We start from the raw sequence: 20,243 nt of genomic DNA, 5'->3' as shown, positions 1-20,243 counted from the left end.
TGCGGGCCTCCGGCTGGAGCATTCCCGCAGGACAGCGGGCCGGGCGCGTACCAGGGTGGAGGCCATGACAGGCATCACCGAGGAGCCCGGCCCGCTCACCGGCCAGGCACCGCCGCCGCCCGTGCGGGACTGGCCCGCGCTCGACCTGGACGGGACGGAGTTCGACCCCGTCCTCGCCGGTCTGATGAGCGAGGGTCCGCTGACCCGGATCCGGCTGCCGTTCGGCGAGGGGTGGGCCTGGCTCGCCACCCGGTACGAGGACGTGAAGCTGGTCACCAACGATCCGCGGTTCAGCCGGGCCGAGGTGACCCGCCGTCAGGTGACCCGGCTCGCCCCGAACTTCGCGCCCCGGCCCGGCTCGCTGGCCTGGGCCGACCAGCCCGCGCACAACCGGCTGCGCAGGGCGGTCGCCGGCGCCTTCACGGTGAGCGCGATGAAACAACTGCGGCCCCGCGCACAGGAGATCCTGGACGAGCTGGTGGACGGGGTCGTACGGGACGGACCACCCGTGGATCTGGTCGAGCGGGTCCTGGAGCCGTTCCCGCTCACGGTCGTCAGCGAGGTGATGGGGGTACCGCCCGCCGACCGGGACCGGGTGCACGCCTGGACCCGGCAGATCATCTCCACCTCCGGCGGCACCGAGGCCGCCGACCGGGCCAAGAAGGGCCTGTACGGCTGGATCGGCGAGACCGTCCGGGCGCGGGCGGTGAGCCCGGCCGAGGACGTGTACACGCTGCTCGGAGCCGCCGTCGCACGCGGTGAGATCACGGCGGAGGAGGCCGTGGGCCTGGCCGGTCCGCTGCAGATCGGCGGCGAGGCCGTCACCCACCACAGCGGGCAGACGCTGTTCCTGATCCTGACCCGGCCGGAGCTCACGGAACGGATGCGCGCCCGCCCGGAGGCGCGCGGCCCGGTCCTGGACGAGCTGCTGCGGTACATCCCGCACCGGAGCACGGTGGGGCTCGCCCGGATCGCGCTGGAGGACGTGGAGCTGGCCGGCCGCCGGATCCGCGCGGGCGAGCCGGTGTACGTCTCCTACCTCGCCGCCAACCGCGATCCGGACGCCTTCCCCGACCCGGACACCATCCACCCCGACCGCGACCCCAACCCGCATCTGGCCTTCGGCAACGGCCCGCACCACTGCACCGGCGCCGTCCTCGCCCGGCTGCAGACCGAACTGCTCGTCGGCACGCTGCTGGACCGGCTGCCCGGGCTGCGGCTCGCGGTGCCGCCGGAGCAGGTGCGCTGGCGGCACAAGACGATGATCCGCGGGCCGCGGACGCTGCCCGTCACCTGGTGAGCGAGGTCAGGCCCGCAGCCACTCCGTGACGATCACCTCGCCGTCGGCCCGCAGTCGCAGCGCGAACGGGCCGGCGGGCGTTGTGTCGCTGGTGAAGCGGCCCAGGGTGTCGACGCTGACCGGCCGGGCCGTCTGGGGACCGCCCAGCACCTCGATGCGGGCCGACTGCGGCGGCAGCACCTGGCCGATCAGCCCCTCCCCGGTGACCTCGACGTCGACGGTCAGTCCGCCCGCGCGGAAGGTGAGCATCCGGGGAGCGTCCGGCACTCCCCTGACCGGCAGCGCGTCCACGAGCGAGTCGAAGGTCAGCTCGGCGATCCGCGCGTCCAGGTCGTGCAACGCGTAGGCTTCGAGCGCGAGTTGGAGCAGCTCGGCGGGGACGGGATCCAGGACGGCGGCCGCCTGCCGCAGCTCCTCCTCCAGGAGATCGCCGTCGAACCCGGACGCCTCCAGGCCCTCTTCAGGGATGCCGTTGTCGTCCATGCCGCTCACATCGCCCCCCGGGCGTCCATGCGGGCTCGCAGCCGGCGCAGACAGCGCTGGCGCAGCGGCCCGATACTGCCGACCGCGATACCGAGCGCGGACGACACCTCCAGATAGCTGGGCGGCGGCGAGGCCATCAGCACCCGCAGCAGCTTCCTGCACCGGTCGCCGAGCGCCTCGAACTCCTGCCACAGCCGGCGGATGCGCTCGGCCTCGACGGCCGCCTCCTCGGAGTCGATCAGCGTCTGCTCCGGCGTGCGGTCCTCGCTCGCCCGGTCGAGCACTTGCGGGTCGTCGGTCAGCGTCAGCCGCGCCATCCCTTTGAGCACCTTCAGGCACTCGTGACGGGCCGTACTGGCCAGCCAGGCGCCCGCCTTGTCGGGCTCACGGAGGCGGCCCAGGTGCTGGGCGAAGCGGAACCACACGGTCTGGTAGACCTCGTGCGCGTCGGCGTCGGAGAGCCGGTGCGCGCGCACGACCGACCACACCAGCGGACTCATCCCTTCCACCAGCGCTTTCCAGGCCGCGGCGTCACCGTCGACAGCGGACCGGACCAGCGCGCCGACCTCTGTACGGTCCACGGCTCCACCCCTCGTGTACGGCACGTCATCGTACGCCGTGGAGTGGAGGATTCCGGCCCTCATGCGGGCAGACTCGGGATCAGGACCGGAACCGGGCGCCAGGTGGGCGGGCGCAGCGCCTGGACGTGCGCCCCGCGCACATCGGCTCGGTCGGTGGTGGAGGCGAGCAGTTGTGCGCGGGCCGCGCGCGGGTCGCGTTCCTTGTGTGCCGTCATATGGGCGGCGACGAGCCCGGCGACGACGGGGGTGGCGAAGGAGGTGCCGCTCCACTGCGCCAGGCCGTCGAACATCACCTGGTCCGGCTTGGCCGAGGTGCTCTCCCGCGCCTCGCTCAGCGCGCCGGTGTGGCGCGGGTACTGGCAGGTGCAGGCATAGGTGCAGCCGTACCGGCAGGCGTCGTAGGTGGAGTGCTGGTAGACGTACGGCACGGGGATGTCGAAGCCGGTGAGGGCGCTCGTCAGGCGCTCTCCGGGGGCGTAGACGCGCACCCAGGGGCCGTGGTTGCTGAAGCAGGCGCCGGACTCACCGTCCCCGCGCAGCGCGCCGACCGACAGCACGCTGTCCTCGTACTCGGGCAGGGCCGCGTAGGCGGCCGGCCAGAAGGGGTCGTCGCTGCCGTTGTTGCCGGCGGCGGCCACCAGCAGGGTGCCCTGTTCGCGCAGTTCCCGCATGAACGCGTCGAGTCCGATGAGGCCGTCCGCGGACCCGTTGGAGGTGCCCGCGGAGAGGCTGAGGATGTCCGGCCAGCCGCCCTCGTCGACGGCCTCGAAGAGCTTGGCGCCGAACTCGGACTCCAGGACGGCGCCCGCGTCGTTGAGCGTGCCCCGCACGGTGACGTCGGTGTTGGGCGCGACGGCGGCGAGGATCCCGGCGATGAACGTGCCGTGGCCGACGTACTGCCGGAGCATTCCGTCCGCGCCTGTCTCGCTCACCTGGGCATCGCCGGTGGTGTGGGCGAGGAGCGGGTAGGAGGCGTGATCGTGCACGAGACCGGTGTCGATGACGAGGACGGGGACGGCGGTGTCCGGGTCGTACGGGTCCTCGGCCGCCGCCGGGTTGGGTGGCTCACTGCGTGGCACGGGCACCGGCTCGTCACCCGGGCAGGCGTTGACCGCGATGTGCACGACGTGGTTGCGGCTGACCAGCCGGCGGTTCTGGCGCCCCTCGGCCTGCGCGAGAGCGCGCAGGGCGTGCGGGACGGCGTCGTCGCCCTGGGCCGGGTCGCCGACCCGGATCCGGGTGACTCCGGTGCGGTTGGTGTCCGGGCCGACCCGGCGCACATGGTCGGGGACCAGTCCCCGGGTGTCGGTGAAGTGAGTGCGCACGGTGTCCTCGACCAGCCGGGCCTCCTCGCCGTCGCGGGCGAGGACGACGCCCTTCTCGTAGAGGAACCCCGCGGAGTCGTCCGGTCCCATGGTGAGCGGGACGTCGCGCATCGAGCGCTGGATGTGGTCGAACTGCTCGTGGAATCGCCGAGGTGCCATGGTGTGTCCTCCCCCTGAGACGGTGCTCGACAGTCAGAGTCGCCCGAAGACCGATTGATACAGCCCGCAAGTACGGCTGGTACAGACTGCGGAGACCACGGAGAACCCGTGTGACGGATTTACGCAGGCCACTACCATGCGAGGGGTGACAGCGGGACGCGAGTCGGTTCTCGAACTACTGCCGATGGTCTTCGCCGACCCGGGCGAGGCCCGGGCACGCGCGGAACAGGTACTGCACAGCCGTCCGTCACCGCTGCACGCCAGCATCGCCCACCAGGTTCTCGGTATCTGGCAGCGGGACTTCGGTGACCTGAGGATCGCCCTGCGGCATCTGCGCCAGGCCCGGGACCTGGCCGCGCGCGCCGAGTCGGCCGACCGGGAGGCGGACGTGCTCGCGACGCTGGGGGTCGCACTGGTGCACGCGGGGCGCACGCGGCAGGGGCTGGCGTCGTTCGAGCGGGGTGTCGCGCGAGGCAGCGGACACACCAGGGCACGGGTGCTGTACCGGCGGGCCTATGTGTGGTGGGTGCTGGGACACCACCGGGAGGCGCTGGAGGACGTACGGCGGGCGCTTCCGGTGCTGCGGCAGGCCGACGACGGCATCTGGACCGCACGGGCCCTGACGTTGCGGGCCACGGTGCATCTGGCGCTGGGCGCCGTGGACCGGGCCGACGCGGACTTCACGGCGGCGGAGCGGCTGTGGGAGACCACCGGCCAGGAACACGACAAGGCGGACGCGGTGGAGAGCCGGGGCCTTGCCGCGTTCCGCTCGGGTGACATCCCGGCCGCGCTGCGGCTGCTGGACGAGGCCGAGGAGCGGTACGGCAAGCTGGAGACACCCACGTTCATGCTCTCGATCCGGCGCTGCGAGGTGCTGATGGCGGCGGGACTCGCCCCGGAGGCGCTCGCGGAGGCGGACGCGGCCATCGCGCTGCTGGACCGGATCGGCGGGCAGCCGACCCGCAAGGCCGAGTTGCTGCTCGCCGCCGCGCGGGCCGCCCGCTCGGCCGGGGACCCGGACACCGCCATCGCCCGTGCCGCCGTCGCCGTGCGGCTCTTCACGGGGCAGCGACGGACCTGGTGGGAGACGCACGCCCGGCTGGTGCTCATAGAGGCCCGGGTGGCGGCCGGGCGCAGGTCGGGGCGGCTGGTCGCGGACGCGGCGGCGGTGGCCGAGCGGCTGGCCTCCTTCGGTTCGCCCGCCGCGCCCCAGGCCGCGCTGCTCGCCGGCCGGATCGCGCTCGCCCTGGGCCGGACGGCGGAGGCGGAGCGGCACTTGGCGGTGGCCGCGCGCAGCCGGCACGGCGGTCCCCCGCCGGCCCGCATGACGGGCTGGGCCGCGCAGGCGCTGCGGGCCCGGGCGGCCGGTTCCGGGCGAGGCGTGCTGAAGGCCTGCCGGCGCGGCCTGGACGTGCTGGACGACCACCGGATGACACTCGGCGCCTCCGAGCTCAGGGCGCGCGTCACCGCGCAGGGCGCCGAACTGGCCGCGCTCGCGCAGGAGGCGAGCCTGGCCCACGGCGGTCCGCGACGGCTGCTGGAGTGGAGCGAGCGCTGGCGGGCGACCGTGCTGTCCGCGCCGCCCGCCCGGCCGCCCGCCGATCCGGCGCTGCTCGGCAGCCTCACCGCCTACCGGGAGATAGCGGCCCGCGCCGAGGAGGCACGCGGGGAGGGCCGCCCGATTCCCGCCCTGGAGCGCGAACAGCGGCGGCTGGAGCGGGACATCCGCTCCCGCACCCACCACCTGCGCGGGGACACGCCCGGCTACGGCGACCGTTTCGACGCCGGCCGCCTGCTGGACCGGCTGGGCGAGGCACGGCTGGCCGAGCTCGCCGTCGTGGACGGCCAGGTGCACGTCCTGCTGTGCGGACAGGGCCGGGTACGGCGGTTCGCGGGCGGCGCGCTCGCGGAGGCGGTGGCCGAGGCCGAGCATGTGCAGGCCGGGCTGCGCAGGCTCGCGCACCCGCAGGGCGAGGCGCGGCTGCCGCTGGTGGAGGCGGGGGGCCGGCGTCTGCAGGAGCTGCTGCTGGGCGATGCCGCGGCGCACCTCGGGTCCGGTCCGGTGGTGATCGTGCCGCCGGGCGCGCTGCACCGGGTGCCGTGGGCGCTGCTGCCCGCGCTGCGCGAGCGGGTGCTCAGCGTGTCGCCGTCGGCGAGCAGCTGGCTGCGGGCCCGGGAGACCGAGCCGCCGCCCGGTGGCCGGCCCGTCCTGGTGCGCGGCCCCGGCCTGGCCACGGGGGGTGCCGAGGTGCCCGAACTGGCCGACCGCTACGGCACGGCGACCGTCCTGGAGGGTGAGGCGGCGCAGGTCCCCCGCGTGCTGGAGGAACTCGACGGCGCGGCCCTCGCCCACCTGGCCGCGCACGGCACGTTCCGCGCCGACAGCCCGCTGTTCTCGGCCCTGCGGATGGCCGACGGCCCGCTGATCGTGCACGATTTCGAACGCCTCGCCCGCAGCCCGTACCGGATCATCCTCTCCAGCTGCGACACCGCCCGGCTCGCGTCGGTGGGCGCCGACGAACTCCTCGGGCTGGTCACCGCGTTGCTCCCGCTGGGCACGGCCGGGGTGGTCGCGAGCAGCGCGCCCGTGAACGACGCCGCCGTGGTCCCCCTGATGCTCGCCCTGCACAAGGGCCTCGACGCGGGCCTCTCCCTGGCCGAGGCCCTGCGCGACGCCCGCACGGCCCAGCCCGGCGACGCGGTCCACCAGGCGACGGGCTGGGCGTTCGCGGCGTTCGGGGCGGCGTAGCGTCGCACTGGCTCGGACGGCGCTGATGACCTCAGGCCGTCCGTCGGCTGCGGGCCCGTCGTGACTGGTCGCGCAGTTCCCCGCGCCCCTTTGCTGCCGGTCCTGTCGGCAGCAGGCGCAGCCCCCTCGGCTCTCACGCCGGCTCGGCTTCCGGCAGGTCACTCAGCCACGGCAGAGCACCGCGATCGCTGGCGCCGAGCCGGGTATAGGCGCTGTACAGATGATTGCCGACGGTCCGCACGGACAGGGTCAGTCTCTCGGCGATCTCCCGGTTGCTCAGACCGGCGGCCGCGAGAGCCACGATCTGCCGTTGCCGCACCGTGAGATCGCCGAGAACGAGCCCGGCCAGCGCCGGCGTCCGCGCACCCTCGCAGCGGCGGGCCAGCGCGACCGCGCGGGTACGGGAGAACCGGGCGGCGCTCGGATCGCGGTGTGCGCGGACGGCCTGGGCATGTGCCTCGGCCGCGAACAGCAGGAAGCCCCGCTCCGCCAGCGACTCGGCCACCCGGTCCAGCGCGGGCCCGTCGCCCCGGGCGAGCGCCTCCGCGTGCCGGGCGAACACTCCGTCGCCCGGCAGCCGCGCGGCCACCCGTTCGGGAGCGCCGAGGCGTACGGCGTCGTAGAGCACGAGCACGTCGTCGCCGGCGATCGCGGCCAGGGCGCCCTCGATGTCACCGCGGGCCGCCGCCGCCCAGACCTCCTCTCCCGTGACCTCGCCCGACTGTCCTGCGGCCAGCTCCTGTTCCAGGCGGCAGCGCTCGTCATCCGGCGCCGCCCGCAGCCCTTCCCGCGCCCAGGCGGCCGCCTCTCGCAGCTCTCCGCGCAGCCGGGCGCGCCGAGCGCGTACGGCGGCGTATCCGGCGGGGACCGGCAGGCCCTCGGCCAGCAGCCAGTCCCCGACCGGCGTCGGCACGGCCCGTACGTCCTGCTGTTCCAACCTGCCTGTCATGGAGGCCTGTTCGGTCTCCAGAGCGGTACCGCACGGCTCCGGGGCGCGGGCCAGCCGCCGCGCCCGCAGCCGGCCGGCGCCCGCGCGCAGCGCCGGGCCGTGCAGGGGGTGGGCGAGGGTGACCGAGCCGTCGTCGTCGACCTGGATCAGGCCGTCCGCCTCCAGACGTTCGAGGACGTCCAGGTCGAGGCCGTCCGGTGCGAGCGGCAGGGGCTCGGCGAAGGCCAGCCGGTCGAGCGTCTCCCGCTCGTCGGCGTCGAGCCGGTTCAGGGCGGGGCCGAGACGGTCACGGACGGTCGCGGTGACCGGTACCGGGCCGCGCCACGCCCACTCACCGGTGTCCGGGACTCTGGCGAGTCCCCCGGACCGGCGCAGGGCCTCCAGCAGATCGCGCAGCAGTCGCAGATCGCCCCGGCACATCCGGTGCAGCCGGCTCATGGTGAGCGGCTCCAGAGCGGCCGGGGCGAGCAACTGGGCGGTGTCCTCGCGGGGCAGCGGCTCCAGCGCGAGACGCGGCAGCAGTTCCCCCGTCCACAGCCGGGACACCGCGCCCGGCACCGGCACGCCGTCGGTGGCGGCCACGGCCAGACGGGTGCGGCCGTGCACGGCGAGCTGGTGGACCAGAGCGGCGGAGGCCTCGTCGAGCAGGTGGGCGTCGTCGACGACGAGGAGCCGTACGCCGGACATCAGGTGCACCGCGCGGTGCAGTGACAGGGTGTCGGGCATCAGATGCGCGAACGCCGCGAAGGGCAGCCCCCGGGTCTCGGGCGTCCCGGTCACCCGGGCACAGTCCGCGCCCCGTGCTGCCTCCGTGAGCAGCCGGGTCTTGCCGCGGCCGGCCGGCCCGGTCACCGCGATGCCGGGCCGGCCGGCCGCCAACGACCCGCGCACCAGTTCCAGTTCGCCCTCCCGGCCGGTGAACGGCCAGGGCAGCTCCAGAGTCTTCGCATCCCGTTCGTAAGTCGTCACGCCAAGAGGAGTGCGCCTACTCAGATTTGATACAGGGTGACTTGAGTAGCCCCCGACTCAGGCGTCCGGTCGCCGGGGGCGGCAGTCTGGCTGTCCTGGCCACAGTCCGGCACCGGGGGAACGGTCGAGGGACGTCGCCTTCGGGGGAGGGAGACGTCCCTCGACCACTCCGATACGCCGTTCGCCGCGCTTGCGAACGGCGATGTGCCGTTGTGCCCTTGCGTGAAGCCGTGGCCGGCACCGCGAGGAACCTCATGACACGGCGCGCTCGGCCGTGGTGCCGGCGTCGGGGTGGTCGAGGCCGAGGTGGTCGCGCAGGGTCGTGCCCTCGTAGTCGGTGCGAAAGACGCCCTGTTCCTGGAGGAGCGGTACGACCTTGTCGGCGAAGGGGTCGAGGCCGCCCGGGGTGATGTGCGGAACGAGGATGAAGCCGTCGGACGCGTCGGCCTGAACGAAGTCGTCGATGGTCCGGGCCACGGTGGCCGGGGAGCCGACGAACGTCTGCCGGTTGCCGGTGTTGATGACCAGGTCGCGGATGGACCAGTTGTGGGCGGCCGCGAGTTCGCGCCACTCGCGGGCGATGGCGATCGGGTCCCGGTACATCCGGACCTGGGCTCGCCCGCGGGAGATGTGCTCCTCGCCTACCACCGGGTCGACGTCGGGCAGTGGGCCCTCCGGGTCGTACGCCGACAGGTCACGGTTCCAGACGAACTCCAGGTGTTTGATGGCCGTGGCGCCGCTGACCTGCTGCCGGCGCACCTCGCCCGCCAGCTCGGCGGCCTCCTCGTCGGTGTCGCCGAGGACGAAGGTCGCGGCGGGCAGGATGAGCAGCTGGCCGGGCCGGCGGCCGTACCTGGCGAGGCGTTCCTTGACGTCCGTGTAGAAGGCCTGGCCCTCCTTGAGGGTGGCGTACCGGCTGAAGATCGCGTCCGCGCTCGACGCGGCGAACTCGCGGCCCTCCTCGGAGTCTCCGGCCTGGAAGATCACCGGGCGGCCCTGCGGGGAGCGCGGGACGTTGAACCGGCCGTGGATGTCGAACTGCCGCCCCCGGTGCGCGAAGGCGCCGGCCTCGGCGTCGCGCAGGAAGGTGCCGGTGGCCCGGTCGGCGAGGATCTCGTCGCCGCGCCAGGAGTCGAACAGCTCGTGCGCGGTGGCGAGGAACTCCTTGGCGCGCGCGTAGCGCTCGTCCTGCGGCAGGAAGCCGCCGCGGCGGAAGTTCTCGCCGGTGAAGGCGTCCCAGGAGGTGACCACGTTCCAGGCGGCGCGGCCGCCGGAGAGGTGGTCGAGGCTGGCGAACTGACGGGCCACCTCGTAGGGCTCGTTGAACGTGGAGTTGATGGTGCCGGTCAGGCCGAGCCGGTCGGTGACGGCGGCCAGCGCGGCCAGCACGGTGAAGGTGTCGGGGCGGCCGACGACGTCCAGGTCGTAGATCTCGCCGCCCTGTTCGCGCAGCCGGAGGCCCTCGGCCAGGAACAGGAAGTCGAACTTGGCCCGTTCGGCGGTGCGGGCGAAGTGCGCGAAGGAGCTGAACTCGATGTGGCTGCCGGCGGCCGGGTCGCTCCACACGGTGGTGTTGTTGACGCCGGGGAAGTGTGCGGCCAGGTGGATCTGCTTCAGCGGCTTGCTCATGGTCGGGCGTTCCTCCGGCTCAGGCGTTGGCCGCGGAGTAGCGGCTGGCGGGGCGGGCGAGACCGAGGAGGCCGCGCAGGGTGCCGGCCTCGTAGGCCCGCCGGAACAGGCCCCGGCGTTGCAGTTCGGGCACGAGGTGCCCGGTGATCCGCGGCAGGTCGTGGGCGGCCACGGCGGGCCGCAGCCGGAAGCCGCTGAGGCCTGCCTCCCGCAACTCCTCCAGCAGGTCGGCGAGTTGGACGGACGTACCGGCGAAGATCCGGGCGTCGCCGGTGTACGGCTCCCCGGCGAGGGCGTCGAGGCGCTCGCGACGGGCCGTGGCCTCGGCCTGGTCGTCGTCGAGGAAGACCAGCAGGTCACCGAAGAGGTGCAGGGTCTGGTCGGCGCGGCCCGCCTCGGCCTGCTCGGCGTGTATCCCGGCGACGATCGCGCGGGCCTGCTCGATGTCGTGCGCGGTGACGTAGCCGATGTCGGCCTGGCGGGCGACGAGCCGGTGGGGGACGGTGTCTTGGGCCAGGGCGGTGACGAGCGGCTGGCCCTGGGGCGGGCGGGGCGTGATGGAGGGGCCCTTGACGCTGAAGTGCCGTCCCTCGAAGTCGATGTAGTGCAGCTTGTCGCGGTCGACGAAGCGGCCGGTGGCCGCGTCCCGGATCTCCGCGTCGTCCTCCCAGCTGTCCCACAGCCGGCGGACCACCTCCACGTAGTCGGCGGCCTCGTCGAACAGCTCGGTGACCAGCTCCCTTGCGGACGGGCCGGCGTGGGCGTCGGTCAGGGGGACCGTCCGGCGGCCGAAATGCGCGGCCTCGTCCGGCCGGGCGGTGATCTCGACGCGCAGTCCGGCCCGGCCGGTGCTGACGTAGTCGAGGGTGGCGATCGCCTTGGAGATGTGGAACGGCTCCGTGTGCGTGGACACCACGGTCGGCACCAGGCCTATGTGCCGGGTCAGCGGTGCGATGCGGGAGGCGATGAGTACGGCGTCCAGCCGGCCGCGGACCTGGTCGGTGCGGTCGTCCGGTTCGAGGAAGCGGGAGGACTGGGGGCCGAGGCCGTCCTCGATGGTCACGAAGTCGAGCAGGCCACGCTCGGCCTCGGCGACGAGGTCGGCCCAGTAGCCGGCGGTGAACAGGTCCCGGGGCCGGGCCACCGGCTCGCGCCAGGAGGCCGGGTGCCAGCCGGTGCCGTCCAGGGCGACGGCGAGATGCAGGGAAGGGGCGGAAGTCGGGGACACGTGAGTGCCTTCCTGGAAGTCCGTACGAGAGCATCGGCTCGCGGGCAGGCGTCGGCGGCGGGCGAGCGCGGCGCAAGGGAACCCGGGCGATGGCCGGGAAGGAGTGGGGCAGGAGTCAGTGGCGACAGAGCGCGCCGGCCACACGCTGGAGGTCTATGTGCGGCCGGGAGTGGAGACGGACGGAGCGGTACGGGTGGCGGACGGGCAGGGGGAGGACATGTGTCACGGCCGTCACCTCCGTCGTGCGTACGCGGCGGGCCTGGTCGGCGGCCGCCCGGCGGATCTCGTCAAGAGAGGGAACGCGCGGGCGGCGCCGGATGTTCCCGGGCCGACCTCGTCTTTCGCGGCCACGTCGCAGGTCGGGCTGGTCAGTTGACCGTTCGCATGTCAACGGCTTGCGTGGCGCGTCCAGTCCAGGATCTGGACGGCCGCTCCGGCGGCCTCCAGCCCCTGGCAGTGGCCGTGGTGACGGCGGGCGATGCCGTCGAGGTCGAGGTGGGTGCCGAAGGCGGGATGGGCGGCCAGGCGCCGGGCGTGGGCCCAGAGCGCCGGGTGACCGGCGATGCGGTGCACCGCGGAGGCGTCGAGGTGGTAGCGGTGCACCGTGTCCAGTTGCACCAGGGACACCCACAACTCGAGGTCGCCGGCGGTGAGCCGGCCGTCGACGAGGTACTCCTCCCCCGCCAGGTAGCGCTCCAGCCTGCCCAGCGTGTCCAGCAGCAGATCGAGTGCGGCGGCGCGCTCGGCGGGGTCGGCGTCGGCGCGTCCGGCGCGCTGCGCGGCCTCCTGGATGCCCTCGGCGCAGAGCCTTTCGACGGCTTCGATCTCGCTCTCGGTGCCGCGCGGATACAGGGACGGGCGGCCGTCCCCGGGGAAGCGGTCCAGGTCGCGCAGGATCTCCGGGGCATGGGTGCTGACGATGCGTCCGGACCAGTCGTCGCTGAGCACCGGCGCGAGGGCCGGTCCGGTGTAGTGGTGTGCGCTCGCCTCGTACAGCGGGCGCAGGGCGGCGTGGCCGCCACCGGGACAGTCCGGGACGGCGGGCAGGAAGGTGACCGGACAGCTGCCGTGAAGGCCGAGCAGGTGATGGCCTATGGCGAGGCGCAGCCCGTCCGGACAGGCGGTGGACAGATGGAGCCGGTAGCGGTGCGGCACGGCGTAGTGGCCACTGCGCGCGTCCCGGCCGATCCGGCCTCGGAAGCCGGGGGCGGTGCGGTGGGCGGACGGGACGGCGGCGAGCGGAGTGATGGACATGGGTCTCCCCGGATGCGGGCGCGCGGACGTATGCGCGGCGGAAGCGTCGTAGGACGGTGGGTGCGGGGGCGGGCCGGGCCCGGGGCGCCGGGCGGACCGGCCTCTTCCAGCGGGCGCGGGCCTGGCTCGGGCAGCGGGACGTGCCCGGGCTCGGACAGCGCGTGCGGGCCTGGGTCAGCGGCGAGGGCTGATCGCGCTGCACACGCGCAGCAGGTCGATGTGCAGGCGGGAGGTGAGCAGGGGCGCGCGCAACGGCGTACAGCCCGCTCGGCAGGCGACCGTCCTCAGACGCACCATGCTTCCCTACCCGTTCACTAGGATTCCGCCCTTGAGTGTCGATCCGGCGTCGTACGACGTCAAGGGGGCGTCCACTCCTGGGACTCCGGACGGGTGACGAGGCCGGTTCAGGGGTCTCCCCAGACACAGCGACATGTGACATAGTACTGCCGTGGCGAAGCGACTGACCTGCGATGTCGTGGTCGTGGGAGCCGGAATGGTGGGTGCGGCCTGTGCGCTGTACGCCGCGCGGACCGGCCTCGATGTGACGGTGGTGGACCGGGGCCCGGTGGCCGGCGGCACCACGGGGGCCGGCGAGGGCAACCTGCTGGTCTCCGACAAGGAGCCGGGCCCCGAGCTCGAACTCGCCCTGCTCTCGGCCCGCTTGTGGACGGACCTGGCCGACGAGCTGGGAACGCCGATCGAGTACGAGCCCAAGGGCGGTGTGGTGGTCGCCTCGACGCCCGGCGCGCTCGGCGCGCTGCGGGACTTCGCCGAGGCCCAGCGCGCGGCCGGCGTCACGGCCGAAGTCGTCGACACGGACGGACTCCTGCACCTGGAGCCGCACTTGGCGCCCGGAATGGCGGGCGGCGTCCGCTATCCACAGGACGCCCAGGTCATGCCCGCACTGGCCGCCGCCCATCTGATCCGCGCCTGCGGCGCCCGTCTGCACACGGGCCGGACCGTGACCGGGGTGCTGCGCACGGCGGCGGGCGCGGTGCTCGGCGTCCGCACCGACCAGGGCGACATCCACGCCCCGGCGGTGGTGAACGCGGCCGGCACCTGGGGCGGCGACCTCGCCGAACTGGCGGGCGTCCGCCTCCCGGTGCTGCCCCGGCGCGGCTTCGTCCTGGTCACCGAGCCGCTGCCGCGCCTGGTCCGGCACAAGGTGTACGCCGCCGACTACGTGGCCGACGTGGCGAGCGACTCGGCCGCGCTCAGGACCTCACCGGTCGTCGAGGGCACGGCCGCGGGGCCCGTCCTGATCGGGGCGACCCGGGAACGGGTCGGCTTCGACCGCTCGTTGTCACTCCGGGCGGTCCGCGCGCTGGCGGCCGGGGCGATCGGGCTGTTCCCCTTCCTGGAGCGGGTGCACGCCCTGCGCACGTACGCGGGTTTCCGGCCCTACCTGCCCGACCACCTCCCGGCGATCGGCCCCGATCCCCGGGTGCCCGGGCTGTACCACGCCTGCGGACACGAGGGCGCGGGCATCGGACTGGCCACCGGCTCCGGGCAGTTGATCGCGCGGGCGCTGACGGGAAAGACGCCGGACCTGGACATCACCCCGTTCCGCCCGGAGCGGTTCGAGGCGGGCGAGGCCCATCCGACGGACGGAGGCGGCACCGCGTGAACCCCATCGAGTTGGCCCGGGCCCGTCCGGGCGCCCCGTTCACCGTCACCTTGGACGGCCGGCCCGTCGAGGCGCTGCCCGGTCAGACGGTCGCGGCCGCGCTGTGGGCCGCGGGGGTGACCTCCTGGCGCAGCACGCGCGGTGCGGGACGGCCGCGCGGGGTGTTCTGCGGGATCGGGGTGTGCTTCGACTGCCTGGTGACCGTCAACGGCCAGGCGAACCAACGCGCCTGCCTGGTCCCGGTACGGCCGGGTGATGTGATCGTCACACAGGAGGGAACGGGGCGGGACGATGACTGAGCGACCGCATCTCGCCGTCGTCGGGGCGGGCCCGGCGGGACTGGCCGGGGCGCTGGCGGCGGCCGCCGACGGGGTGCGTGTGACCCTCCTCGACGCGGCCGAGCAGGCGGGCGGGCAGTTCTACCGGCAGCCCGCCGCCGCCCTCGGCGCACGCCGGCCACAGGCCCTGCACCATCAGTGGCGCACCTGGGAACGGCTGCGCGACGCACTCGACCGGCACGTCGGCGCCGGGCGCGTCGCGCATCTGGCGGATCACCATGTCTGGTGCGTGGAAGGGGATTCGGGAGCCTTCACGGTGTACGCCCTGCGCGGCCCCGCGCAGGAGAGGGGTGTCGCCGTGTCCGCGGACGCCGTGCTGCTCGCCACCGGCGGCTACGAGCGCGTGCTGCCCTTCCCGGGCTGGACACTCCCCGGTGTCGTGACCGCGGGCGGCGCGCAGGCCATGCTCAAGGGCGGCCTGGTGCTGCCGGGCCGTACGGCCGTGGTCGCCGGCACCGGGCCCCTGCTGCTGCCCGTGGCCACGACGCTCGCGGCGGCGGGCGCCCGGGTGGCCGCGCTGGTGGAGTCCGCCGATCCGAGGGCCCTGCCGAGGCGCGCCGCGGCACTGGCCGCACAGCCCGGGAAACTCGCCGAAGGCGCCTGGTACGCGGGGCAGTTGCTCCGGCACGGGGTGCGCACCCTGACCCGGCACACCGTCGTGGAGGCGCACGGCACCGACCGGCTGGAGGCGGTCACGGTCGCCGCGCTCGGCCGGGACGGACACCCGAAGACCGGCGGCACGCGCCGCATCCCCTGCGACACCCTCGCGATCGGGCACGGCATGCTGCCGCACACCGACCTCGCCGAGACCCTCGGCTGCACCCTGTCCGGGACGGACGTACGGGTCGACGACGAGCAGCGCACCGATGTGCCGGGCGTCTGGGCCGCCGGGGAGGCCACCGGGATCGGCGGCGCGGCCCTCGCGCTCGCCGAGGGGCACATCGCCGGCCGGTCGATCGCCGCCCGGCTGCACGGCACGGCACCCGATCCGCGCCGGTGGGCCGCGGCCGCCCGGGCCCGCACCCGGTCGCGGGAGTTCTTCGCGGCGCTCGACACGCTGTACTCGCCGCCCGGGGGCTGGCCGGACCTGATCACGGACGACACGGTGGTGTGCCGCTGCGAAGAGATCACCGCCGGGCAGGTCCGCACGGCCGTCGGCACGCTCGGGGCCACCGACCCGCGCACCGTGAAGCTGCTCACCCGGGCCGGAATGGGCTGGTGCCAGGGCCGGATGTGCGGTCCGGCGGTGGCCGGCCTCGCCGGGTGCGCGTTCACACCCGGACGGCGGCCGTTCGCCCGGCCGGTGCCGCTCGGAGTACTGGCCGAACTGCCCGGACAGGAGCCTGACGGATCAGCACCGGCCGTCGCCGACCGGCACTGATCAGCGTCGAAGGCATGGACACGCCTGTGAAGCCCAGTAATATGTCACACCCTATTGGATTGGGGACCGCTCATGACCCTCCCGGAGAGCCGCCCTTGGCGCGGCGTCCTCGTCGCCACCGCGCTCCCGCTGCGCGCCGATCGCTCGGTGGACTTCGACCGGTACGGCGAGCACTGCGCCTGGCTGGTCGACAACGGCTGTGACGGCGTCGTACCGAACGGCTCGCTCGGCGAGTACCAGGTGCTCACGCCCGAGGAGCGCGCCAAGGTGGTGGAGACGGCCGTCGCCGCGATCGGCGGCGCGCGGGTGATGCCGGGCGTCGCCGCGTACGGCTCCGCCGAGGCCCGGCGCTGGGCCGAGCAGGCGGGTGAGGCCGGCTGCGAGGCCGTGATGCTGCTGCCGCCCAACGCCTACCGCGCCGACGAGCGGTCCGTACTGGCCCACTACGCGGAGGTCGCCGGGGCGGGCTTGCCGGTGGTGGCGTACAACAACCCCATCGACACCAAGGTCGACCTCGAACCCGAACTCCTCGCCCGGCTGCACGGCGAGGGCCACATCCACGCCGTCAAGGAGTTCTCCGGTGATGTCCGCCGGGCCTACCGGATCGCCGAACTCGCTCCGGAACTGGACCTGTTGATCGGCGCCGACGACGTGCTGCTGGAACTGGCCGTGGCCGGCGCCAAGGGCTGGGTGGCCGGGTACCCCAACGCACTCCCCCGCGCCTCGGCCGAGCTGTACCGCGCCGCCGTGTCCGGGGACCTCACCACCGCGCTCCCCCTGTACCGGCAGTTGCACCCGCTGCTGCGCTGGGACTCGAAGGTGGAGTTCGTGCAGGCCATCAAGCTGTCCATGGACGTGGTCGGACGGTACGGCGGCCCGGTGCGCCCGCCCCGCGTCCCGCTGCTGCCCGAGCAGGAGGCCGCGGTCCGCGCGGCCACCGAGAAGGCCGTGGCCGCGGGCCTCGCGTGACGGACGACGGACCGCGTGACGGACAACGGAGAGGGAACCGCAGATGCGCAGCAAGCTCGTCCTGCACGCCGTCGACTCGCACACCGAGGGCATGCCGACCCGCGTGATCACCGGTGGGATCGGCACCGTACCCGGTGCGACGATGAACGAGCGGCGGCTGTACTTCCGTGAACACCGCGACCCCGTCAAGCAGTTGCTGATGAACGAGCCGCGCGGGCACTCCGCGATGAGCGGCGCGATCCTGCAGCCGCCGAGCCGGCCCGACTGCGACTGGGGGGTGATCTACATCGAGGTCTCCGGCTATCTGCCCATGTGCGGGCACGGCACGATCGGCGTGGCGACCGTGCTGGTCGAGACCGGCATGGTGGAGGTCGTGGAGCCCGTGACCACCATCCGCCTGGACACCCCGGCGGGGGTCGTGGTCGCCGAGGTGGCGGTCGAGAACGGTGCCGCCGCGAACGTCACGTTGCGCAATGTGCCGTCCTTCAGCGTCGGACTGGACCGCAAGGCGGTGCTGGCCGACGGGCGGACGGTCACGTACGACCTCGCCTACGGCGGCAACTTCTACGCCATCCTGCCGCTGGAGCAGTTCGGCCTGCCCTTCGACCGTGCCCGCAAGGACGACATTCTCGCCGCCGGGCTGTCGTTGATGGAGGCGATCAACGCCGAGGAGGAGCCGGTCCACCCGGAGGACCCGTCCATCCGCGGCTGCCACCACGTCCATCTGTACGCGCCCGGCGCCACCGCCCGCCACTCCCGGCACGCGATGGCCATCCACCCCGGCTGGTTCGACCGCTCGCCCTGCGGCACGGGTACGAGCGCGCGCATGGCACAACTGCACGCGCGGGGCGAACTGCCGCTGCACACCGAGTTCGTGAACGAGTCCTTCATCGGCACCCGGTTCACCGGACGGCTGCTGGGCACGACCGAGGTCGCCGGCATCCCCGCCGTCCTGCCGAGCTTCACCGGCCGCGCCTGGGTCACCGGCACGGCGCAGTACCTGCTCGATCCGACCGATCCGTTCCCGGAGGGCTTCGTCCTCTAGACGCCGATTACACTGCGATGATGCGTGACATGGCACAGGATCCGCAGCAGGCGAACGCACCCGCGCTCCCCCGGCTGGGCGGTCGGCGCAGCAGCTATCGCGAGCGGGTCGCCGACGCGTTGCGGGCCGCGCTGATCGCGGGCGAGCTGCGGCCGGGCGAGGTCTACTCGGCACCTTCGCTCGCGGCCCGTTTCGGCGTCTCGGCGACACCGGTGCGGGAGGCGATGCTGGACCTGGCCAAGGAGGGCCTGGTCGACACGGTGCCCAACAAGGGCTTCCGGGTCACGGCCGTCTCCGACCAGCAGCTCGACGAGTACACGCACATCCGTTCACTCATCGAGATCCCCACCGTGGTGGCACTGGCCCGCACGGCCGACCGGGTCTCGCTGGAGGCGTTGCGCCCCGCGGCCCGGGAGATCGTCACCGCGGCGGCGGCCGGCGACCTGATCGCCTATGTCGAGGCCGACACCCGCTTCCACCTCGGCCTGCTCGCCCTGGCCGGCAACGCGCACCTGGTGGAGGTCGTCGCGGACCTGCGCAAGCGCTCCCGTCTGTACGGTCTCACCGCCCTGGTCGAGGCGGGCCGTCTGCTGGCCTCGGCCCAGGAGCACCTGGAGCTGCTGGACGCGTTGCTGGAGCGCGACGAGAAGGCCGTGGCGGAGATCATGACGCGGCACCTGGGGCATGTGCGCGCCCTGTGGGCCGAGTAGCCGGACGGGCGCCGCGAAAGTGGCGGGCGCGGCGGACCGCGCTCATCGGGTCCCGGTCGTGGCCGTCGCCGTCGGCGTCAGCCGGTGACGAGTCCAACGACGAGGTTGATGGCGGTGGCCAGAATGCTGGTGCCGAAGACGTACGACAGGAGTGCGTGGCGCAGCACGATCGTGCGGATGACCGTACTCGAGACGGCGGTGTCGGACACCTGGTAGGTCATGCCGAGGTTGTAGCTGAAGTATAGGAAGTCGCGGTATGCCGGCGGCCGGGCGGAGTTGAAGTCGATGCCGCCCGCGGCGTCGTAGTAGGCGTAGGCGTAACGCGTGGCGTACATCAGATGCAGTGCCGCCCAGGCCATGAACACCCCCGACAGGGCGATCGCGGCGCCCGCGTGGCCGGTGTCGGAGGTGCCGAGCACGAGCAGCAGCACGATGGCGACCAGTCCGCACGAGGCGACCGCCACGACCACGAGTTCCTCGCCGACGGGCCGCAGATCCTCACGCCGGGCGTTGCGGTGGGTGGCCGTGGCGTCCATGGGCCACAGCACCGCCCAGCCCGCCACCACGAAGGCCAGTTGCGTGGCGGCGATCGCGGCCAGCGCCCCGAGCGGTGCTCCGGTCGGCAGCCCGACGGCCACACCGACCACGGCGCCGAGGATCACCGCGCCGATGAGGCGGGGCACGGCGTCCACCGACAACCGGCCGCTCATCCGTCACCGGGCCGACAAGGTCGTACACATGAGCGAGTTCCGTCCGTCCGGCCCCTACGGCCCGTGTCGCGACAGCCCCTGTCGCCCGGCCTCTACGGCATGCGGCCGGCCGCCACCAGCCGCCTGGTGCGGCGCCCCGGGCAGCGGGACGCCGCACCGGGCGGCGAGGCGGCGGACACGGTCGTGGAGCAGGTGCACCGTGCCCCGGTCACAAGCCGCCGGTGACTCCGCCCAGCAGGCCGCCGACCAGGTGGAGCAGGCCACCGAGGAGGCCGCCGACGACGCCGCCGGCGCCGTTGCCATTGCCATTGCCATTGCCGGTGCAATTGCAGTTGCCGGTGGTGTCATCCGTGGCACTGGTGTCACCGGTGCCACTCGTGTCGTCGGCGGGTGCGGCCGCGGCCACGACACGGGCGGCGGTGACGCCGGTCTGCGCCTGGGCGGGCGAGGCCAGCGCGAGGCCGCCGACGGTGAGCAGGGTACTTGCGGCCGTGCAGGCCATGTAGCGGCGTATGCGGTTCACATCGGGCTCCTGACGGGGAGTGAGTGCGGACACACATGACGTTAGGGGCGCTTCGCACACGGTGCCCTCCCGGAATGGTCCGTTCGGGTAGGCGGCGCTGCCGAGCCGACCGCGACAGGAGGGGACGGGACTGCCCGGGAATGATCGAGAGCCCTGTCTCGCTGATGCGAAACAGGGCTCTGACATGCGACTACGAAGCGGTCTCCGTGTCGGGACGACAGGATTTGAACCTGCGACCCCTTGACCCCCAGTCAAGTGCGCTACCAAGCTGCGCCACGTCCCGTTGCGGACTCACGCGGGATGTCCCGCGTGAT

20 protein-coding genes and 1 tRNA gene are annotated in these 20,243 nt (G+C 73.7%); 9 read left to right on the top strand and 12 right to left on the bottom strand.

Annotated elements, in window-relative coordinates:
- Nucleotides 1-64: 64 nt before the first annotated feature.
- On the top strand, nt 65-1,300 hold the full coding sequence (locus AVL59_RS15725; RefSeq protein WP_245383686.1) for a cytochrome P450: 1,236 nt from the start codon (nt 65-67) through the stop codon (nt 1,298-1,300).
- 6 nt (nt 1,301-1,306) lie between these two features.
- On the opposite strand, the gene AVL59_RS15720 is transcribed toward AVL59_RS15725, so the two are convergent.
- Genes AVL59_RS15720 through AVL59_RS15710 form a run of 3 tightly spaced genes read right to left on the bottom strand, consistent with a single transcriptional unit; the run spans nt 1,307 to nt 3,848 of the window.
- On the bottom strand, nt 1,307-1,783 hold the full coding sequence (locus AVL59_RS15720; protein WP_067304358.1) for a hypothetical protein: 477 nt from the start codon (nt 1,781-1,783) through the stop codon (nt 1,307-1,309).
- Between the two features lie 5 nt (nt 1,784-1,788).
- A complete protein-coding gene (locus AVL59_RS15715; protein ID WP_208870384.1) occupies nt 1,789-2,427 on the bottom strand; it encodes an RNA polymerase sigma factor in 639 nt (212 codons plus the stop codon).
- Entirely contained in the window at nt 2,424-3,848 is a 1,425-nt protein-coding gene (locus tag AVL59_RS15710) for a S8/S53 family peptidase (RefSeq protein ID WP_067304351.1), read from the bottom strand. Before AVL59_RS15710 ends, AVL59_RS15715 begins: the two co-directional genes overlap by 4 nt.
- Nucleotides 3,849-3,984: 136 nt before the next feature.
- On the opposite strand from AVL59_RS15710, the gene AVL59_RS15705 reads away from it, so the two are divergent.
- Nucleotides 3,985-6,597 carry a CHAT domain-containing protein gene (locus AVL59_RS15705; protein ID WP_099053070.1) on the top strand — a complete coding sequence of 871 codons (2,613 nt, stop codon included), beginning with the start codon at nt 3,985-3,987 and terminating at the stop codon, nt 6,595-6,597.
- Between the two features lie 133 nt (nt 6,598-6,730).
- Here AVL59_RS15705 and AVL59_RS15700 read toward each other — a convergent pair whose 3' ends face one another.
- The 6 genes from AVL59_RS15700 to AVL59_RS55560 form a co-directional block, all read right to left on the bottom strand.
- The gene (locus tag AVL59_RS15700) at nt 6,731-8,515 is read right to left on the bottom strand and encodes a LuxR family transcriptional regulator AbsR2 (RefSeq protein WP_067304346.1); all 1,785 of its coding nucleotides are present in this window, start codon (nt 8,513-8,515) and stop codon (nt 6,731-6,733) included.
- A gap of 252 nt (nt 8,516-8,767) precedes the next feature.
- Nucleotides 8,768-10,144 (bottom strand): NtaA/DmoA family FMN-dependent monooxygenase, encoded by a 1,377-nt coding sequence (locus AVL59_RS15695; RefSeq protein ID WP_067304343.1) that lies wholly within the window; start codon nt 10,142-10,144, stop codon nt 8,768-8,770.
- A 19-nt stretch (nt 10,145-10,163) separates the two neighbouring features.
- Entirely contained in the window at nt 10,164-11,372 is a 1,209-nt protein-coding gene (locus AVL59_RS15690) for an LLM class flavin-dependent oxidoreductase (protein WP_067304340.1), read from the bottom strand.
- Between the two features lie 115 nt (nt 11,373-11,487).
- Entirely contained in the window at nt 11,488-11,598 is a 111-nt protein-coding gene (locus AVL59_RS56385) for a putative leader peptide (RefSeq protein WP_418361204.1), read from the bottom strand.
- A 161-nt stretch (nt 11,599-11,759) separates the two neighbouring features.
- Nucleotides 11,760-12,626 (bottom strand): glutathione S-transferase C-terminal domain-containing protein, encoded by an 867-nt coding sequence (locus AVL59_RS15680; protein ID WP_067304335.1) that lies wholly within the window; start codon nt 12,624-12,626, stop codon nt 11,760-11,762.
- Between the two features lie 174 nt (nt 12,627-12,800).
- Nucleotides 12,801-12,923 (bottom strand): putative leader peptide, encoded by a 123-nt coding sequence (locus tag AVL59_RS55560; RefSeq protein ID WP_257785082.1) that lies wholly within the window; start codon nt 12,921-12,923, stop codon nt 12,801-12,803.
- Between the two features lie 151 nt (nt 12,924-13,074).
- On the opposite strand from AVL59_RS55560, the gene AVL59_RS15675 reads away from it, so the two are divergent.
- The 6 genes from AVL59_RS15675 to AVL59_RS15650 all read left to right on the top strand — a co-directional run bounded on the left by AVL59_RS15675 (nt 13,075) and on the right by AVL59_RS15650 (nt 18,696).
- Complete coding sequence (locus AVL59_RS15675; RefSeq protein ID WP_067304332.1) at nt 13,075-14,253, top strand: NAD(P)/FAD-dependent oxidoreductase; 1,179 nt, start codon at nt 13,075-13,077, stop codon at nt 14,251-14,253.
- Nucleotides 14,250-14,552: a (2Fe-2S)-binding protein gene (locus AVL59_RS15670; protein ID WP_067304330.1), complete on the top strand. Its 303-nt coding sequence runs from the start codon at nt 14,250-14,252 to the stop codon at nt 14,550-14,552. The genes AVL59_RS15675 and AVL59_RS15670 overlap by 4 nt, the downstream gene beginning before the upstream one ends.
- Complete coding sequence (locus AVL59_RS15665) at nt 14,545-15,972, top strand: FAD-dependent oxidoreductase (RefSeq protein ID WP_067304328.1); 1,428 nt, start codon at nt 14,545-14,547, stop codon at nt 15,970-15,972. Before AVL59_RS15670 ends, AVL59_RS15665 begins: the two co-directional genes overlap by 8 nt.
- A 72-nt stretch (nt 15,973-16,044) precedes the next feature.
- On the top strand, nt 16,045-16,941 hold the full coding sequence (locus tag AVL59_RS15660) for a dihydrodipicolinate synthase family protein (RefSeq protein ID WP_067304326.1): 897 nt from the start codon (nt 16,045-16,047) through the stop codon (nt 16,939-16,941).
- Nucleotides 16,942-16,984: 43 nt separating this feature from the next.
- Nucleotides 16,985-17,986: a proline racemase family protein gene (locus AVL59_RS15655; protein ID WP_067304323.1), complete on the top strand. Its 1,002-nt coding sequence runs from the start codon at nt 16,985-16,987 to the stop codon at nt 17,984-17,986.
- A 17-nt stretch (nt 17,987-18,003) separates the two neighbouring features.
- Nucleotides 18,004-18,696 (top strand): GntR family transcriptional regulator, encoded by a 693-nt coding sequence (locus AVL59_RS15650; RefSeq protein WP_067304320.1) that lies wholly within the window; start codon nt 18,004-18,006, stop codon nt 18,694-18,696.
- Nucleotides 18,697-18,773: 77 nt separating this feature from the next.
- Here AVL59_RS15650 and AVL59_RS15645 read toward each other — a convergent pair whose 3' ends face one another.
- Nucleotides 18,774-19,406, bottom strand: coding sequence for a DUF1345 domain-containing protein (locus AVL59_RS15645; protein ID WP_067304318.1), 633 nt, complete (start codon nt 19,404-19,406; stop codon nt 18,774-18,776).
- 63 nt (nt 19,407-19,469) lie between these two features.
- Between AVL59_RS15645 and AVL59_RS52130 the strand changes: the two genes are divergently transcribed.
- Nucleotides 19,470-19,631, top strand: coding sequence for a hypothetical protein (locus AVL59_RS52130; RefSeq protein WP_159399922.1), 162 nt, complete (start codon nt 19,470-19,472; stop codon nt 19,629-19,631).
- On the opposite strand, the gene AVL59_RS15640 is transcribed toward AVL59_RS52130, so the two are convergent.
- Both AVL59_RS15640 and AVL59_RS15635 read right to left on the bottom strand, forming a co-directional pair.
- Nucleotides 19,615-19,929: a hypothetical protein gene (locus AVL59_RS15640; protein ID WP_067304315.1), complete on the bottom strand. Its 315-nt coding sequence runs from the start codon at nt 19,927-19,929 to the stop codon at nt 19,615-19,617. The two genes, AVL59_RS52130 and AVL59_RS15640, sit on opposite strands and share 17 nt — an antisense overlap.
- Nucleotides 19,930-20,138: 209 nt before the next feature.
- A tRNA-Pro gene (locus AVL59_RS15635) sits at nt 20,139-20,212 on the bottom strand.
- Between the last annotated feature and the right edge of the window lie 31 nt (nt 20,213-20,243).

Source organism: Streptomyces griseochromogenes (genome assembly GCF_001542625.1).
GTDB lineage: Bacteria > Actinomycetota > Actinomycetes > Streptomycetales > Streptomycetaceae > Streptomyces > Streptomyces griseochromogenes.
Note: the sequence above shows the minus strand (reverse complement) of the source record. Positions and strands in the feature narration are given on the sequence as shown.